Origin of the sequence: Tepidibacillus infernus, from assembly GCF_048898065.1 — a bacterium.
In the GTDB taxonomy this organism is placed as follows: Bacteria; Bacillota; Bacilli; order Tepidibacillales; family Tepidibacillaceae; genus Tepidibacillus_B; species Tepidibacillus_B infernus.
In genome coordinates this window covers 31,398-48,597 of sequence record NZ_JBLWFI010000002.1, presented here as the reverse complement: position 1 = coordinate 48,597, position 17,200 = coordinate 31,398, and the positions used below count along the sequence as shown (strand labels likewise).

The following is a 17,200-nucleotide window of genomic DNA, read 5'->3' as shown; positions in this document are numbered from 1 at the left end:
AGAGGAGTATGGCCTTTGAACAATTAGGTCGTAAAGTCGTTTTAGGGATAGCAAGCAATAAAGCAGTCACCAATGTGGTTACAAAGCATGGTATGAGAATGGGGGCAAAGCGCTTTATCGCTGGAGAGAGCTTAGAGCAAGCTGTAGAAATGGTCAAACAGTTAAATAAGGAAGGACTTCTAGTTACCTTAGACCATGTGGGAGAAAGCGTATCCACAAAGGATGAAGCGATACAAGCAACCGATGAGGCGATCCGAATTTTTGAAATGATCGAACAACATCAATTACAATCCAATGTTTCTGTCAAACTCACCCAGCTTGGGTTAGGTATTGACCATGATTTTTGTTATCAAAATATGGACCGAATTGTAGCCGCAGCTAAAGAACGTAACAATTTTGTCAGAATCGATATCGAAGACTCTCCAGTCGTTGACATTACGATAGATATTTTTAAACGTGTATTAGCCAAATACGGCAAGGAACATGTAGGCTTAGTCGTTCAATCTTACCTTTATCGAACAGAAAAAGACGTAGAAGGACTAGGAAAATTAGGGGCAAGCCTCCGCATCGTTAAAGGCGCCTATAAGGAACCTAAGGAAGTTGCTTTCCCGCTAAAGAGAGACGTAGATGCCAATTATAATAAAATCGTGGCCCTCCATTTAAAAAATGGCCATTATACAGCTGTTGCTACTCATGATGAAAAAATTATTCAGGAGACAAAACGCTTTGTCAAAGAAAATAACATTTCCAATGATCAATTTGAATTTCAAATGTTATATGGGGTTCGTAATGGGTTACAACGTGAATTAGTAAAAGAAGGGTATAAAGTAAGAGTATATACCCCTTATGGAAAGCATTGGTATCCTTACTTCTCAAGACGTATTGCCGAAAGACCTGCTAATGGGCTATTCATTCTAAAAAGTTTGTTTAAATCTTAAAGGATTGTATATTCCAACGCACTCCGTTGTCCATACCTATACATTCCCACTCATCTTGTAATGAAATGAAAGTGGCTTAGTACTACAAAAAATAACGTACCTTACAACTAGGTAGGGTACGTTATTTTTTGACGTATAAGTGTACTATGTCAAATACTTTTTTAAAGTAATTTAGCACTTTTTGAGCATAGTAAACATAACTATAATTTGTAAAATATTACAAATTATAGTTGACAGATAACCTATTTATACATTAGCCACCCTTTCTGACTAAACCAAAACCAGGTACAGTAAATAATAAGCGGACGTCAGTTTGGAGTAATAAAGTCTCAATATTTTGCTTTCTTATAAGACTATCTTTTCATTGTTTTCTTTCCGAATGCCACGGCTAAAATAATGATCAGACCTTTTACAATCATTTGCTGGCTTACATCCAGCCCCATGATAATTAGTCCGTTATTGATCGTACCAATCATCAATGATCCAACAATCGTTCCGATGATTGTACCGACTCCGCCAAATAAGCTGGTTCCACCTAGAATAACAGCTGCAATAACGGAAAGTTCGTCACCTTCACCAAAAGAAAATCTTCCTGCATTCATTCGACCTGCATATAGAAGTCCGGCTAAGCCAGCCATTGCGCCTGTGCCCAGGAATACCAACAGCTTAATTCGCATTGTCTTAACACCTGAGAATCTTGCAGCATTTTCATTTCCGCCTGTTGCCAGCACTTGTCGTCCAAATGACGTTTTACGAAGTAAAACATGAGCAATGATAGTAAAAACTAATGTCCAAAGAAGCAAAACTGGAATAGGGCCAATATCACCTGAACCAAAAATGAAATTGAAATTTGCGTCAGTAATGGGCACCGGTGCGGTGTCAGTTATCCACATTGCAGAACCCTTGATGGCTCCCATTGTCCCCAGCGTTACGAGAAATGAAGGAATGGCAACTTTTGTTACCAGTAAACCATTGACAAGTCCTACCAAAAGCCCTGTACCTACACCACCAATCAGCCCTCCCAATATACCATAACCGGCTTGGAGAGCTAAAGCCCCTACTAGCGAAGATAATGCGGCTATTGAACCTACTGACAGGTCTATTTCACCTGTGCTGATTACAAATGTCATGGCAAGAGCCATTAAGGAAATAGTTGTTGTTTGTCTTACAATATTTAATAAGTTTCCTGATGTTAAAAATCCCTCATCAAATAATGTAATAGAAAAATAGATTAACACCCCAACAAAGGCAAAATAAACAATATAATTTCTCCATTCAAATTTTCTTAGCACTGGGATTGATGGTTTTTCGAAATTAGAAACCTTGGATAGCATATTGTAATTCCTCCTCTGATTTAATCTCCCTTCGTTTCATCTCCTTTTTAATTTTCCCTTCATGCATGACAACAACGCGGTCACTCAATGCAAGAAGTTCTGGGAGTTCTGAAGAGATAACAAGAATCGCCTTGCCACTTTCAGCCATTTCTCTGATGATATCGATGATCTCGGTTTTAGCGCCAATATCTACACCAATTGTGGGTTCATCCAGTAATAATACGGTAGGGTTATTAGCCAGCCACTTAGCGAGAACAATTTTTTGCTGATTTCCGCCTGATAGCAAGTTCACTTGTTTAAAAATATGATCAGTTTTGATATTCAACTTTTTAACCAATTGTTTACTAATTTCATTCGATTTTTTATTATCAATAAATAGGCCTTTTTTTAACTTGGAAAGAATCGGAAGTATCATATTATCTCTCACACTATGTTCAAGAACCAGTCCCTGCAGACGCCTGTCTTCTGGAATTAAAGCAATACCCGCTTCAATGGCATCCTTTGCACTCTTAATGGATTGCTTTTTTCCGTTAACGTAAATTTCTCCTCTGTCAATCGGATCAATACCAAATAGGCAACGAACTAATTCCGTTCTTCCGCTTCCCATCAAACCTGCGATTCCCACAATTTCACAAGGTTGAATCTTAAGATTGATATCTTGAACTTTATCCCCTGCGCTTAAGTTTTTAACTTCAAAAATTGGGGGTACCTCTGTTGAGAAATGACGTTCCTGCCATTCAAAGGCCTGGTCAAACTCCTTACCCACAATATGTTGAATGACAGTATCAAGATCAGTTTCACTGATTGTTTCTGTTGTGATATACCTTCCATCTCGTAATATCGTAATTCTGTCACATATCTGAAAGATTTCATCCATCCTGTGTGATATATAAATGATGGAATAGCCCTTTGCTTTCAATTTATTAATAAAACTAAACAGTACTTCGGTTTCTGTTTTGGTTAATGAAGAGGTTGGCTCATCCATTATTAATATTTCCGCTTCTTGAGAGAGTGCTTTAGCAATTTCTGTCATCTGCCAATAGCCAACTCCCAGGTTTTGAACAATATCAGATGGTTTGATATCGACCCCTAATTCTTTGAGCAGTTTTTCTGTTTTCTTCTCACATTCCTTATCATCGAGAAGCCCTAATGATGTCTTCCCCTCTCGAGTGAGAAAGATATTTTGGGCGACCGTAAGTGTTGGAATTAAACTAAACTCTTGGAATATCATCGATATTTTATTTGCTTTAGCATCATCAAAACTCTTAATACTCACTGGCTTTCCTTCAATGAAAATATCACCTTTATCTGCTGTATAAACGCCAGTAAGTATTTTCATTAATGTAGACTTCCCGGCACCATTCCCACCCATCAAAGCATGCACTTCACCTTTTTTTACGGAGAAATCGACCTTGTCAAGAACGGTAATGCCATTAAACGCTTTACAGATATTTTTCATTTCAAGTACAGGCTGGTCCATATGAGTTCACCTTCTTTTATTTATAGAGGCTGCTCAGCAGCCTCTATCATATATTTGTCGTAAAACAGAATTATTTAATTACATCTTGAGTGGTTGCTGGAGCATCTACCCGTATATAAGCTTTCACACATCCAAAATATTTTCTTTCGTTGCTTTAATAGCTGGGCTTTTTATTGCTTCACCCCCCAAAACAGGGATGAAAACAAATTTTTCTCTTACCAAACATGTATTCCCTTAACAATTGAGTGGAACCTTTTTTAATCATTTAAAAGAAAGAATATTTATTCTTGCAGACATTCGTACTCAATGAATCTTATCTAAACTTTGTGGTTGAACAGTTAGACATACTGTTCAAGGACAAAACATTTTTAAAGGATTTCTACTTAAAACCAATTGTTTAATGTTCATTAGTAGATATAACTGATGCCGCTGCACTGCTTAAATATCGATACTCCAATAATCCTTGAGGAAAGAAAAACTTCAAACCTTTCCAATCAAAAGAAAAAAGTTGAACTTTCCAAATTCTATTTAATTTTTCCATTGGTTCCTGGACAATGACTGAATGATATTCATCAGAATCTCGTGCTAATGATGCGGCTAAGTTCAGGTTCAAGTACTTAGATGAGATCTTTGATGATTCGCGGTTAAGCCCACCACATCTCAGTTAGTTGCTCCCTAAACAAGATGCCTTTTAACAAAGAGATAGCTTTCCCCAATCCTTCATCAACGGAAGCAAGCATATCTTCATGTTCAATCGAAATAACATAATCGTAGCCAATGGCACGAAGAGCACTTACAATATCCTTCCACATTTTTTCATCATGCCCGTAACCGACTGAACGGAATGTCCACGAGCGGTCCAAAATTTCACTGTAATGTTTCGTATCCAAAACACCATTCACACTAATATTAGCCTGATCTAAATACGTATCTTTCGCATGGAAGTGAAAGATTGCATTTTCCCGGCCTAGCTTTTTAATGGCTTCTACCGGATTAATTCCCTGCCACACAAGGTGGCTTGGATCAAAATTTGCCCCAATGCTTTCACCAGCATGTTCTCTTAATTTCAGTAATGTTTCCGGATTATAGACGACAAAGCCCGGGTGCATTTCAAACGCGATTTGATTAATTCCGTGTATCCCGGCAAATTTTACCTCTTCTTTCCAATATGGAATTACAATTTCATTCCATTGCCAATCAAGCACTTCTGCATATTCCGGCGGCCACGAACATGTCACCCAGTTTGGATATTTTGCGTTTAGTTGATCACCGGGACATCCAGAGAATACATTAATGACAGGCACTTCCAGGCGTTCCGCCAATTGAACGGTCTTTCTCCAAACATTATGAGCCTCTCTTGACACTTGTACATTTGGATGAAGTGGATTCCCATGGCAGCTTAGTCCGCTGATGGTTAATCCCCTGCTTTCGATTGCATACTTAAACGTTCTAATTTTCCCGGGATTCTCTAATAATTCATCTGGATTACAATGTTTATTCCCAGGAAAATTTCCTGTCCCCAGCTCAATGGCCTCAACACCCATTTCAGATAATTTATCTAGCATAACTTCGAAAGGAAGATTCTGATAAAGGACCGTAAATACACCTAATTTCATTAGACAACCTCCTTCTCCACCTGGACTTTCACCCATTTTTGCTGCTCATGACTTTCTAAGATGGCTTCGGTGATACACATAGATAAATGGCCATCTTCAAATGTCGCGAAATTCGGCTTATCTTTTTCTAGGTCTTTGCCTTCCCTGATAAAGGTATAGTAATTCAACATCATATTTTTTAGAGCATCCGGCCAGCCCTCATTATGACCACCCGGGTGATGGATAGATGATCTTGCTTCTGCTAAAAACAGGGAAGGATCTGCTAGAAGGAATTCATTTGGCTTGTCCCGGTATCCCATCCATAATTTCTCCGGTTCTTCCTGGTTCCAGAAAGCTGAGCTTTTGCTGCCAGCGATTTCAAAGCTGAGTCTGTTTTTGCGTCCGGCACTTACTTGAGAAACAGTAAATACTCCTCTGGACCCATCTTCGAAGCGAACTAGAACGGCGGCATAGTCTTCAGTAGTGATGGGAACATCTTCATAAATATCTTCTTCTACACTCTGAATTCCAAAAGTCGCTGTTGCTGACTTTGGTTGTTTTCTTACCGGTATCACCGTTGCCAAATCTGCGAATACTTCCATAATTCGTTTGCCGGTAACATATTGAACCGTATCGCACCAATGGGAACCAATATCCGCTACTGCCCGCGATTTTCCACCCACCTCAGGAGCTAAACGCCAATTGAAATCTGTCTCATACAATAACCAATCCTGCAAGTAGCTTCCGTATACTAGATTCACTTTTCCCAGGTCACCGTTTGCGATCTTCGCATGCAAGTTTTGCACACTTGGAAATTGCCTATAATTGAAGTTCACACCATGGACGACACCATGTTTTTTGGCTAATGCCAGCAACTCTGCTGATTCTTTACTGTTCATAGCTAGTGGCTTTTCAGAAACGACATGCTTTCCAGCTAAAATAATCTCTTTATTTAATACAAAGTGAAGATGATTCGGAGTACAATTATGGATCACTTGAATTTCGCTGTCCTGAAGCATGTCACGGTAGTCGCCATACGCTTTTGGAATCCCAAGTTCTACAGCTTTTTTCTCAGCCTGCTCCTGGCTGATTTCTGCCAGTCCAACCACGTCAACAAATCCAAGCCTTCTTATTGCTTCTATATGAGTTGGCCCGATAAAGCCAGTCCCGATGATTCCAACTTTAATATTTTTCATATCTTTTCCCCCTCGTATTATATTTAAGCCCTTTTTTTAAGCCTATATTTTCTCACTTTCCCTGCTGTAAATTGTTCAAAAGATCTCGTTTGGGACAATCGATCTTTTTTATTTGTTTCTGTAGGATTCGTATCACTTCAATCGATGTTCCAAGCAGAATATCTATAGAATATTTCATAACCTTATTAAGCGGTAGGAAGAATTAACTGCTCTTTGAATAGATTTAGCAATTTGTTTCGAATCGTTGAAGCGATTCTTGCCTTTCTCTTGAAGGAAGTTGACCAAATGTTTCTGCATTCTTACGGAAGATGATAATTCACTGTCACGTAATGGGAATCAATACCTACAGTATTACTTAGTTAAAGCCACCAACTCTGTAAAGAAGGTATGTTCCCGAATATCAAGAATACTACGTAAAGAAATTTAGGGAAGTACCGAAACATCAACACAAAAGAGCACTCGTTCTAACCGCAAGAAAATTTGTGCGTTTGGTAGGATGCTCTACTACGCAATCACAATTCTAAAAGCGAAAGAGAGCGTAGATAGATGAAGTGTATAACTTCCAAAACCCTTTAAATAATTCCAGTAATTAACAATAACTTACTAATCTAGTTTGATGCAGCCTTTTTTCTGAAATCTGTTCTTTAATTACTTAGTATTTTTCGCTTGACATATTACCGCAGGTCTGTTCAACAAACCTATTACTCGATTATAAATCGTATTTTTGCAGCGCAGTAAGATATATCGATAACGGAAATACTTATATTTCCCGTAACTGTCAATGTCGGGATTAAACGTTAACATGAAAGATATTTGATAATATTGTCTCTCTCATACTAGATATTCCGGCCAAATCACTATTTTTTGAAGAGGCTCCTCCAATGAGAAGCCTCTTTTATATCGTTATTTTACTTTTTCTACAGTTTTTTAAAGATTTACCCATACGCCTTTTTCAGCTGATTCAAGAATTGCATCTGCTATAACTTCAATGCGGTATCCATCATTGAAATTTGGTGAAACTTCTGTATCTTCTACGATGGATTTAAAGAAGTCATAGATTTCAATAATTTTTGTTTCTCCGTAGCCAATACCTAATGCAGGAATCGGCCATAATCCTTCTCCGTATGGGTGAGGCGGACCAGTATAGATTGTTCTGAAGCCCTTTGCATCTCCCGGATCGTCAGCGAAACAAACTTGAAGCTCATCACGGCGTTCATAATTAAAAACTAATGACCCTTTATCGCCATGTATTTCAAATGTTAAGTAGTTATTGCGACCCCATGCATTCCGGGTTGCTTCAATACTTCCAATGGCGCCATTTACAAATTTTACCAACGTTATAAACTCATCATCCACATCCACAGCAGCTTTCGGTACATCTGCACCACTTTTAACGGTACCTAATTTATCGACTCCGCCTGACTGAACTGGTCTCTCCGGAATCCATGTTTTTTTCACTGCATTCACATCGGTGATTTCACCAACTAAGTAACGCGCAAAATCAACTACGTGCGTGCCAATATCACCTAAAGCACCGGATCCAGCAACTTTTTTCTGGAAACGCCAGGATAAAGGTGAATTTGGATCCGCAGACCAGTCCTGCAGATAAGTCCCGCGGAAGTTAAGAATTTTCCCTATTTTTCCTTCTTCAATAAACTTTTTCGCAAGAGCAACGGCCGGCGTTCTTCTGTAATTGAAAGCAACCATATGCTTGACGCCTGCAGCTGTTACTGCATCCAACATTGCCTTTGCTTCTTCAGCACCCAATGCCAACGGTTTTTCACAAATAACATGTTTGCCTGCTTTTGCGGCAGCAATCGCAATTTCAGCATGAGTATTATTTGGCGTCACAATATCAATGATATCGATATTGGGATCGTTCACTACCTTTCTCCAATCAGTAGAATAATGATCAAATCCCAATTTGGCAGCTGCATCCTTTGCTAATTCTTCTGTTACATCCACTATGGTGTGGCGATGAGGGATAGCTGGCGCCGGCCAAAAGAACATTGGCATTCCTGCATAAGCGAGTGCATGTGCTTTTCCCATAAATCCTCCACCAATCATACCCACGTTTAGTTTTTTCATTTAAATAACCTCCCTGCAAATTAATAATTGAATAAACTTATTTCACAGCATTTCGGACCGCGTCCGGAGCATCCTTGTGGTAAACTAGCTTCCATGAATCCAAAACATTCTCTTTGGTTACTTTTAAGGCTGGAACTGCAACATACTCAGGTGCCTCTTTACCAAGCAATCCATAGCCGGCTAAAATAGCCTCTGCAATTCCCTGGTCATATGGCAGCTGTGCGCCGAGACCTTTAATAATTCCGTCTGCAGCAATATCCATAGCAACGTTTGTTCCTAAATCAATTGTTGTAATCACAAAATCGTTCTTCTTCCCGGCAGTACGCGCTGCTGCCAGAGCACCTTCAGCTGGAACGTCCCAAACGACAAACATTCCATCCAGATTAGGATTTCTTGTCAGCATCCCCGATGCCACTTTCTCACCATCGTTAGGGGCTAATATACCGCCGCGATCAACTATTTTTATATCCGGATATTTTTCCTTGATTGTCTTTTCAAATGCTTCTGTGCGCTGTTTAGTGACGAAGTAATCTGCATCATGATAAATAACACCAATATTTCCTTTTCCGCCAAGCTTTTCAGCCATAATCTCCGCTGCCTGTACACCATTGCCATAGTTGTCAGCAGAGACAACGCTCACATAATCCTTGCCTGCTTCCAATCCGTTTGGTTTATTATCCATAAATACAACTTTCACTCCGGCATCTGCCGCTTTTTTAAATGCAGACGCTGTCGAAACAGGGTCGACAGGTATACCTACGATAATATCTGGCTTTTTTGCTAAAACCGTTTCGATATCGGATACTTGTTTTTCAGCTTTGAATTGTGCATCCGTAACGGCTACCACTTCAATTCCCATTTTTGCAAATGTTGCTTTTAAGCCATCGATTTGTGCAGTCGCCCAGTCATTGCCGGCATAGTGCATAACAAGAGCCGCTTTGTAGTTGCCATCTTTAATTTTTTGAACTTCTTCTTCTGTGAGTTGTAGCGTTTTTGCTGAAACAGCCGTTTCACCACCGGGGCCTTTACTTAATATTTCCTGATCAGGTATCTCCTGGTTAATAGTTATTGGACCTGAGCTGACGGTTGTTTCTTTTGTTTCTGTGCCCTCATCCTTTATATTTTTTGGATTTGAAGAACTGCCCTGGCTGCAGCCTGCAAGTGCAAGAATGGCAATCAATAGAATCATAGCAAACATCGATAAAAATTTTTTCATAATGATCCCCCTTGTAATCTAATAAAATTAAGCTTGCTTTAAAGCTTCAAACTTTGAAAGAAATTGACGGCTAATTTCTGCACCGTGTTTTGGATCCGGATAGCTGTCTAATTCAACAGTGATCCAGCCATCATATCTGACTTTATCTAACACTTTCAGCATTTCATCAAATTTTTGATGCCCTTCCCCCAATGGCAAAAACTCACCATTTTGATAGTCTTTGAAATGAACATATTTGATACGATCAGCGTATTTTTTGATAACCTCTACCGGGTCTCCCCCACCTGCTTCAATATGTGCCGTATCAGGACATAGATTAATTGTTGTTAATGGCATTAATTTATCTAGCTGCTCGGGTGACTGTACACAAGTTCCTAAATGAGGGTGGTAGCTTGGTATGAGATTATATTTTTTAGCAATTTCTGCTACTTGATTAAGAGCATTCCCCAATTCTATGTAATCGCTTTCTAAAATGCCGTTTGAACGGATTGCCCCGCCGCCTACAACAAGATGTTTTGCACCCAGTTTTGACGCAAAAGCTGCTACCTCTTCTATTTTTAATAATTCTTCTTCCAAAATTTCTCGAAAAATAAAATTCCCACCTGAATACACACCGATAAAATCCAGTGAATTCTCATTTACTAATTCTTTAAATTTTTCTGGATTATCTTTATATTGCATAAGATTCCCATCAAAGATTTCAAAGCCTTTATAACCTGTTGCAGCAATATCTCTCAATGCTTCTTCTGACGAACCATTTGCCAGATAATAAAGATCTTTCACGGAAGTTACACCTGCTGGATGGCCAATCACGCCTCCCCAAGTATTGGTTTGGTATCCTAATTTCATGTTTATCCCTCCATTTTTTGAAAATTTATGCTTAACAACCACTTCAAACACAACCTGGAAAACTGAATCACCTCCTTAAATTGTAATCGATTACAACATTTATAAAAAATTAAGTATTTATTTTTATCGTGTATAAAGTGTAATTTATGGTTTAGTTTAAAAATGTAATCCATTACATTTTCTTTGATAAAAGGAATGTCTCTTAAGGACATCCTCTGCTGGATTCACGAATAATCAGTTTATCTTCTAAAATATACTGTTTTTTTTCTAATTTCTCCTTATTGATCAGCTTAATTAGTAATTCCATCGCCTTAATGCCGATATCAAACGTCGGCTGTTCAATCGTTGTAAGCTCAGGTTCAAAGATAGAGGCAAATTTTATATCATCAAATCCAACAACCGACAGATCTTCAGGTACTTGTAATCCCCTTTTTTTAATTGCTTTGATTGCTCCAATTGCCATTTCATCGTTTGCAGCGAATACAGCTGTCGGCGGTTCATCTAGCGCCAAAAATTTTGACATTAGATTAAAGCCGCTTTCGTAGGAAAAATCGCCCTCTTGGATGAGTATCGGGTCAACCTGGAGGCTATGCTGCGACATCGCCTGTTGAAATCCCTTTAATCGGTCCCTTCCTAACACTACATTCAGTGGCCCAGAAATAAACCCGATTCTTTTATGGCCTAATTCAATTAAATGTTCTGTTGCCTTTCTAGCACCACTGATATTATCAATCGAAATAGTAGGAATTTGTGAACCTTCAAAGTATTCACACGCAAGTACAACCGGGAATTCTTTTGCTATTTCATCTATTAGTTTTCCATCCATCCTTGCAGTTAAAAGAATCATTCCATCTGCTTTTTTTTGACGCAGAATATTCAAAAACCCTCTTTCAATCTCCACATTATTATGAGCATCCCCAAGCAGAACCTGATATCCATTTTTCATAGCAACAGCTTCTATCCCTCGAAGTAAATTAGAAAAGAAAGTATTCGTAATATCAGGAACAACAACAAGTACTGTTTTTGTTTCTAATCTTCTAAGCTGCCTTGCCAACATATTAGGTTGATAATTTAGTTTATTTATTGCTTCTAGAACTTTTTCCGTAGTCTCCCGTTTAACAGTTCCCGAGTTACTTAATACTCTTGAAACCGTAGCAGTAGAAACATTCGCCATTTTCGCAACATCAACAATTCTTACCATTTATCTTCCTTGTTCCTTTCGAAATTATACTTCAATTGTAATCGATTACATTCTTAATTGCAACAATTATTTAAAAATTTATAAACTATTATAAATTAGGTTCAAAAGGTGCTAAATTACTTTAAAAAAATATTTGAATAGTATACTTATACGTCAAAAAAGAACGTACCTTATTTTTTAAGGATACGTTCTTTTTGTTATTCATTATTTTGTAGGATTAATCCCTATAAATATGGACAAAGTCATCACCATTTGCTTGCCTAATATAAATCGCCTTTGGTTGGTCGATCGTTTGAACATAAAGGTTGATTTGACTGTCTGTGGGGAAATATTTAGAAATCAATGCAATTGCAAATTGGGTAAATTGAATCACTTCAACGGTAGAGTCAAACTCAGTATTTACATTGATTGTCAATTCAATTAAGTTACCATTTACAAATCTGGCCAAGCCAGTTAGCCCTGCAAATCCTGGGAGATACTCATTTAACTGATCTTTTAACTGGTTAAAGCCAAGAGATATATCGCCTTCACTACCATTATATGAACTTCCTTTTGCAGGTAGGAAAAGATAAGACTCTTCTATATTTGTCCAATCATCTATACTATTTTCCTTTTCTTTTACTTCTCCTTTTAAGATAAAAGTTCCAGGGAGTTTCATATCAAATTCTTCAGCTTTCACAATCCCAAACAAAATAGAAGGATCTGTTACTTTCTTCCGTACCATGGACAAGATTTTATTTGCAATTTCTTTCGATCTCTCCCTAATCTGATCATCGGTATAGGACTTTATCGTTTCTCCTTCCTGATAAACAGAGGACACGAATAATCCAACCACAACCCCGCCATAAGTTCCATCTTCATGTAAGTAATCATGTTCAACGACAGAATAAAGAAAATCTTGGTATTGATCTAGAATCGGTTCAATCTCATTCATCGTTAAAACTTGTCCTTCTTGAAAAACAAATTCGCTAGGATCGTATTCATTTTTTGCTATTTCAATTAAACCTAGTTCGAATTTGTTGGAATCTAGACGTCTAGGAAGTTCCTTTAACATTCCAGCAATTGGACTTGGCTTATATGGCAAAACACCACGGTAATATTCTTCGTTTACCTTTACGTCTGGCGCAATAATAGAAGTAGGTTCCATCGCTTCATTCTGTTTTTGACTATTTTCAAGTGGTTGCCAAATGGAACAACCGCTAAAGATAAACGTAAAAGAAAATAAAAGGATAAATAACCTTTTCCTCTTAAATCGCATGAAAAAGCCTCCTTATCTATGTTGCAGACTACCTTTGTCCATTTTATCACTGATAACAAGTGTTTGCATCTATCAAAATTTTTCTATACAATGAATCTCAAAGGGATAGAGAAAGGGATTGTTCATGAAGCATTATGCGGTAAAAGTTCTAATTACAATCGGTATCATTATTGGTATTTTATTGATACCTTTGGTCTTTTATTTTGTTTTTCCACATTTTATTCCGTTTATCTTTGCTTATCTATTTGCATTGATGTTAGAACCCATTAACCTCTGGTTAATGAAAATGACAAAACTAAAACGAAGCATTGCTGTTAACATTACTTATTTCCTCTTTTTGGGTACTTTTTCCTGGTTAGTTTATATGATTGTTACACGGATCAGCATTGAAATGGTGAATTTGATTCAATATATCCAAAAGAATATTCCGAATATCCAGCTTTGGTTCTTCCATATATATCGACAAACGCAAGATGTGATTCAGATGCTCCCTACTGAAGTATCAACGCAAATTAACCAATCTTTTACTCAATTTATCAACGATTTAGCCAACATGGACCTATTATCTACGATAGGAACTCAAACCTATAATATTACAACAGCGATACCAAACTACTTTATTACACTGATTCTCTTTTTTGTTTCTCTCTTCTTAATTAGTTTAAATCTTCCTTATATAAATCGGAAGTTTTTTAGCTATTTTAAAAAAGAATCAAAAGCAAAGTTAGAGATTATTTTAAAAGATATCCGAGTTGCAACCTTTGGTTTCTTACATGCACAAGTCATTCTTAGTTCGATTACTTATATCATCAGCTTAATTGGATTAGTTCTATTAAATGTAGGCTACGCTTCTGCGATCGCTTTGTTGATTGTTGTAGTCGATATTTTACCGATTCTAGGTACTGGTTCTGTACTTATGCCATGGGCTATTTTTTCAATTACAAAAGGAAATACCCTTTTAGGAATCGGATTAATTGTTCTCTTTATCGTGATTACTGTGGTACGACGAGTAATCGAACCAAAAATATTAGGAGAAAGAATTGGATTGGATCCATTAACCACATTAATTAGTATTTGGGTAGGATTTAAAGTACTGGGTATCCTTGGTGTTTTCCTAGGTCCATTATTGTTGATTCTTTATAAGGCATTAGTCAAAGCAAAAGTAATTCGTTATCGGCTTAAAATATAACAATACCCATAAGGGGACTCATAAATAAAAAAGGTTTGTATATTCCATCGCGCTCCGTCATCCGTGCCCTTCTATGAATAAAGATTACGGAGAGAAGGGCACTTCTGAAGGTCGCAGCTTATGGAATATTCAAACCCTTTTATACTCTAATTTACTTTTCCTTGTTTTCTATATCTTTTAACATAATAGATTAAACCAATACCTATGAAAAGAATTAGAAAAATGATAGCTACCCATGAGCTAAACACTTGAACCATTTGTTCCCAACGATTCGCTACTATATAGCCAAAAGCTAACCATGTCGTCGTCCAAAAAACAAAGCCTAACAAACTATAGACCAAGAATACTGGCCAGCTCATTCGACCAATTCCCGCCATATAGGAGGAAATGGTCCGAACTCCTGGGAGATGTCTGCCTAAGACCAGTACCCAGACACCAAAACGTCTAGATAATCTCATCGTCATTTTGATATGACGCCTTTTTAGGAAAAGATATTTCCCATATCGGAACAATAGGCCGATACCATATGTCCTCCCTAAATAAAAAGCGATCCAGGAACCTATCCATGAACCAAGTGAAGCAGTAGCCACAAGGAGCAGGAAGGGATAATCACCCCGTTGGGATAAAAAACCAAAAAAGGCCATTGTGGTTTCTCCCGGAAAGGGAACTCCCATCCCCTCAAGAAATAGCCCTACCCCTAATCCAGGGATTCCAATGGTACGAAAAATGATGATGATCCAATCCCATAATTGCTCCATGTTTACACCTCGATAGTTCTATATTCCGCTATTTTGAAAAATTGTTTTGATCAGTTGTTTTTTACAATGCTGCCCCATCATCCGTGCCTTTCTGTAAATGAAATAATAGGTCTTCTTCTGTTAATACTGTTATTCCTAACTCTTGGGCTTTTGTCAGCTTTGAACCTGCTTTTTCACCTGCGATCACGAAGTCTGTCTTCTTCGTCACACTATTTGTCACTTTTGCCCCAAGAGCTTCTAACTTTTCAGCTGCTTCTTGTCTAGTCATTTGTTCTAAAGTACCTGTAAGGACAACCGTTTTGCCGTAGAAAATAGAATCTGTTGTCGCTGTAGATTCTTCTAATCTTGGGCCTTTATATGTCATATTCAAACCTTGTTCTTTTAAACGTTGGATCGTTTCTTGTACTTCAGGAGAGCGGAAGAAGGTTACGATACTATCTGCCATTTTAGGGCCTATTTCATCAATAGCCTTTAGTTCTTCTTCAGATGCCTTAGCTAAATCATCCATCGTTCCATATTTTTGCGCCAAAACCTTCGCCGCTTTTGCCCCTACTAACCGGATTCCTAAACCAAATAAAAGCTTCTCTAATGAGTTTTCTTTACTTTTTTCAATCGCTTCTAGCAGATTCTGCACAGACTTTTCACCCATTCTTTCTAATGGGAGTAAATCTTCTTTTCTAAGTGTATATAAATCTGCCACACTGTGAACCAGTCCCTGTTCAAATAGTTGAGCAACTACTTTTTCTCCTAATCCTTCAATATTCATTGCATCTCTAGAAACAAAATGAATAATTCCTTCTAGAATTTGCGCAGGACATTTTGGGTTGATACACCTTAAAGCAACTTCTCCTTCTAGGCGTATCAAGTCACTTTCACAAGCTGGACACTGGTTTGGCATATGATAAGGTTGTTCTTTACCTGTTCGCCTTTCAGGGAGAACGGCTACAACTTCAGGAATGATATCTCCTGCCTTTTTCACAATGACATGATCGCCAAGCATGATTCCCTTTTCGCGTATCATATCTTCATTATGCAAGGATGCTCTTTTCACAGTGGTTCCAGCAACGTTTACCGGCTTTAGAATCGCAGTTGGCGTAATGACTCCTGTTCTTCCAACACTCACTTCTATCGCTTCTAGTACGGTAACCACTTCTTCCGCAGGAAACTTATAAGCAATCGCCCATCTTGGACTTTTGGCCGTAAAACCAAGGCGTTGTTGCAATTCATAAGAATCCACCTTAATCACCATTCCGTCTATTTCATAGGGAAGATGTGGCCTTTTTTCGGTCCAACCCTGAATAAACTGGATAACCTCCTCCATCGCAGAAAATAGACGTCGTTCGGGGTTCACTTTTAAACCAAGCTGTTCTAAAAAATTTAATCCTTCACTATGGGATTTTAATTCGATTCCTTCGATCGACCCAATTCCGTAAAGAAAAAGATCTAATGCTCTTTCTGCAGCTACTTTAGGGTCTAATTGTCTTAAAGAACCCGCTGCGGCATTCCGAGGATTAGCAAAAAGAGGCTCGCCATTTTGTTCCCGTTGCTTGTTGATTCGTTGAAATTCTTTTTTTGGTAGATACGCTTCTCCTCTTACTTCGATGGTAACGGGATCCTTTAATCTTAAAGGTAAGGAGCGAATCGTTTTTAAGTTTTGTGTAATATCCTCACCAATCGTACCGTCTCCTCGTGTTGCTCCACGCACAAACAAGCCATTTTCATAGGTTAGAGAAACAGCAAGGCCATCAATTTTAAGCTCAACCATGTAATTCACTTGCTCTCCACCTACTGCTTGGCGTACACGACGATCAAATTCATAAAGGTCTTGTTCATTAAAAGCATTACCTAAAGATAACAATGGAATGCGATGTTCAACCTTTTGAAATTGATCAAGTGGTACTCCCCCTACTCTTTGTGTAGGTGAATCAGGGGTGATCAAATCTGGATACTCTGCTTCAATGGCGATCAATTCCTGCATCAATTGATCATACTCTTGGTCTGTAATTGTAGGCTGATCTTGGACATAGTAACGATAACTATGTTCATTGATCGTTTTGCGTAATTCCTCGATTCGTTTGTTTGCTTGCTGCTTGTCCAT

The 17,200-nt window shown here is 38.2% G+C and carries 13 protein-coding genes and 1 pseudogene; 3 read left to right on the top strand and 11 right to left on the bottom strand.

Features of this window, described 5'->3' with window-relative positions:
* Positions 1–8 precede the first annotated feature (8 nt).
* Positions 9–938, top strand: coding sequence for a proline dehydrogenase family protein (locus TEPIDINF_RS12645; RefSeq protein ID WP_421692199.1), 930 nt, complete (start codon positions 9–11; stop codon positions 936–938).
* Positions 939–1,291: 353 nt separating this feature from the next.
* Here TEPIDINF_RS12645 and TEPIDINF_RS12640 read toward each other — a convergent pair whose 3' ends face one another.
* The 4 genes from TEPIDINF_RS12640 to TEPIDINF_RS12625 all read right to left on the bottom strand — a co-directional run bounded on the left by TEPIDINF_RS12640 (position 1,292) and on the right by TEPIDINF_RS12625 (position 6,543).
* Positions 1,292–2,272, bottom strand: a complete 981-nt coding sequence (locus TEPIDINF_RS12640; RefSeq protein ID WP_421692198.1) for an ABC transporter permease — start codon at positions 2,270–2,272, stop codon at positions 1,292–1,294.
* Positions 2,253–3,752 carry a sugar ABC transporter ATP-binding protein gene (locus TEPIDINF_RS12635; protein ID WP_421692197.1) on the bottom strand — a complete coding sequence of 500 codons (1,500 nt, stop codon included), beginning with the start codon at positions 3,750–3,752 and terminating at the stop codon, positions 2,253–2,255. The genes TEPIDINF_RS12640 and TEPIDINF_RS12635 overlap by 20 nt, the downstream gene beginning before the upstream one ends.
* A gap of 644 nt (positions 3,753–4,396) precedes the next feature.
* Positions 4,397–5,368 carry a sugar phosphate isomerase/epimerase family protein gene (locus TEPIDINF_RS12630; protein WP_421692196.1) on the bottom strand — a complete coding sequence of 324 codons (972 nt, stop codon included), beginning with the start codon at positions 5,366–5,368 and terminating at the stop codon, positions 4,397–4,399.
* On the bottom strand, positions 5,368–6,543 hold the full coding sequence (locus TEPIDINF_RS12625) for a Gfo/Idh/MocA family protein (RefSeq protein ID WP_421692195.1): 1,176 nt from the start codon (positions 6,541–6,543) through the stop codon (positions 5,368–5,370). The genes TEPIDINF_RS12630 and TEPIDINF_RS12625 overlap by 1 nt, the downstream gene beginning before the upstream one ends.
* Before the next feature lie 301 nt (positions 6,544–6,844).
* On the opposite strand from TEPIDINF_RS12625, the pseudogene TEPIDINF_RS12620 reads away from it, so the two are divergent.
* Positions 6,845–7,089, top strand: a pseudogene (locus TEPIDINF_RS12620) (IS110 family transposase); the annotation flags it as partial.
* 381 nt (positions 7,090–7,470) lie between these two features.
* Here the strand turns inward: TEPIDINF_RS12620 and TEPIDINF_RS12615 are convergent.
* From TEPIDINF_RS12615 to TEPIDINF_RS12595, 5 genes are all read right to left on the bottom strand, one after another.
* Positions 7,471–8,631 carry a levoglucosan dehydrogenase gene (locus tag TEPIDINF_RS12615; protein ID WP_421692194.1) on the bottom strand — a complete coding sequence of 387 codons (1,161 nt, stop codon included), beginning with the start codon at positions 8,629–8,631 and terminating at the stop codon, positions 7,471–7,473.
* A gap of 37 nt (positions 8,632–8,668) precedes the next feature.
* The gene (locus tag TEPIDINF_RS12610; RefSeq protein WP_421692193.1) at positions 8,669–9,847 is read right to left on the bottom strand and encodes a substrate-binding domain-containing protein; all 1,179 of its coding nucleotides are present in this window, start codon (positions 9,845–9,847) and stop codon (positions 8,669–8,671) included.
* 27 nt (positions 9,848–9,874) lie between these two features.
* Positions 9,875–10,696 (bottom strand): sugar phosphate isomerase/epimerase family protein, encoded by an 822-nt coding sequence (locus tag TEPIDINF_RS12605; RefSeq protein ID WP_421692192.1) that lies wholly within the window; start codon positions 10,694–10,696, stop codon positions 9,875–9,877.
* A gap of 202 nt (positions 10,697–10,898) precedes the next feature.
* Positions 10,899–11,897 carry a LacI family DNA-binding transcriptional regulator gene (locus TEPIDINF_RS12600; protein WP_421692191.1) on the bottom strand — a complete coding sequence of 333 codons (999 nt, stop codon included), beginning with the start codon at positions 11,895–11,897 and terminating at the stop codon, positions 10,899–10,901.
* Between the two features lie 217 nt (positions 11,898–12,114).
* Positions 12,115–13,155 (bottom strand): CamS family sex pheromone protein, encoded by a 1,041-nt coding sequence (locus tag TEPIDINF_RS12595; protein WP_069798943.1) that lies wholly within the window; start codon positions 13,153–13,155, stop codon positions 12,115–12,117.
* 124 nt (positions 13,156–13,279) lie between these two features.
* On the opposite strand from TEPIDINF_RS12595, the gene ytvI reads away from it, so the two are divergent.
* Positions 13,280–14,344, top strand: coding sequence for a sporulation integral membrane protein YtvI (ytvI, locus tag TEPIDINF_RS12590; RefSeq protein WP_421692190.1), 1,065 nt, complete (start codon positions 13,280–13,282; stop codon positions 14,342–14,344).
* 146 nt (positions 14,345–14,490) lie between these two features.
* Here ytvI and TEPIDINF_RS12585 read toward each other — a convergent pair whose 3' ends face one another.
* Both TEPIDINF_RS12585 and ligA read right to left on the bottom strand, forming a co-directional pair.
* Positions 14,491–15,102 carry a DedA family protein gene (locus TEPIDINF_RS12585; protein WP_068722275.1) on the bottom strand — a complete coding sequence of 204 codons (612 nt, stop codon included), beginning with the start codon at positions 15,100–15,102 and terminating at the stop codon, positions 14,491–14,493.
* Between the two features lie 61 nt (positions 15,103–15,163).
* Positions 15,164–17,200 (bottom strand): NAD-dependent DNA ligase LigA, encoded by a 2,037-nt coding sequence (gene ligA, locus TEPIDINF_RS12580; protein ID WP_068722273.1) that lies wholly within the window; start codon positions 17,198–17,200, stop codon positions 15,164–15,166.

Excerpts from the sequence above, each read along its gene's own strand:
- TEPIDINF_RS12640 (WP_421692198.1), bottom strand. The coding sequence starts at position 2,272 with ATGCTATCCAAGGTTTCTAATTTCGAAAAACCATCAATCCCAGTGCTA.
- ligA (WP_068722273.1), bottom strand. The coding sequence starts at position 17,200 with ATGGACAAGCAGCAAGCAAACAAACGAATCGAGGAATTACGCAAAACG.
- TEPIDINF_RS12585 (WP_068722275.1), bottom strand. The coding sequence starts at position 15,102 with ATGGAGCAATTATGGGATTGGATCATCATCATTTTTCGTACCATTGGA.
- TEPIDINF_RS12645 (WP_421692199.1), top strand. The coding sequence starts at position 9 with ATGGCCTTTGAACAATTAGGTCGTAAAGTCGTTTTAGGGATAGCAAGC.
- TEPIDINF_RS12625 (WP_421692195.1), bottom strand. The coding sequence starts at position 6,543 with ATGAAAAATATTAAAGTTGGAATCATCGGGACTGGCTTTATCGGGCCA.
- ytvI (WP_421692190.1), top strand. The coding sequence starts at position 13,280 with ATGAAGCATTATGCGGTAAAAGTTCTAATTACAATCGGTATCATTATT.
- TEPIDINF_RS12610 (WP_421692193.1), bottom strand. The coding sequence starts at position 9,847 with ATGAAAAAATTTTTATCGATGTTTGCTATGATTCTATTGATTGCCATT.
- TEPIDINF_RS12635 (WP_421692197.1), bottom strand. The coding sequence starts at position 3,752 with ATGGACCAGCCTGTACTTGAAATGAAAAATATCTGTAAAGCGTTTAAT.
- TEPIDINF_RS12600 (WP_421692191.1), bottom strand. The coding sequence starts at position 11,897 with ATGGTAAGAATTGTTGATGTTGCGAAAATGGCGAATGTTTCTACTGCT.
- TEPIDINF_RS12630 (WP_421692196.1), bottom strand. The coding sequence starts at position 5,368 with ATGAAATTAGGTGTATTTACGGTCCTTTATCAGAATCTTCCTTTCGAA.
- TEPIDINF_RS12595 (WP_069798943.1), bottom strand. The coding sequence starts at position 13,155 with ATGCGATTTAAGAGGAAAAGGTTATTTATCCTTTTATTTTCTTTTACG.
- TEPIDINF_RS12615 (WP_421692194.1), bottom strand. The coding sequence starts at position 8,631 with ATGAAAAAACTAAACGTGGGTATGATTGGTGGAGGATTTATGGGAAAA.
- TEPIDINF_RS12605 (WP_421692192.1), bottom strand. The coding sequence starts at position 10,696 with ATGAAATTAGGATACCAAACCAATACTTGGGGAGGCGTGATTGGCCAT.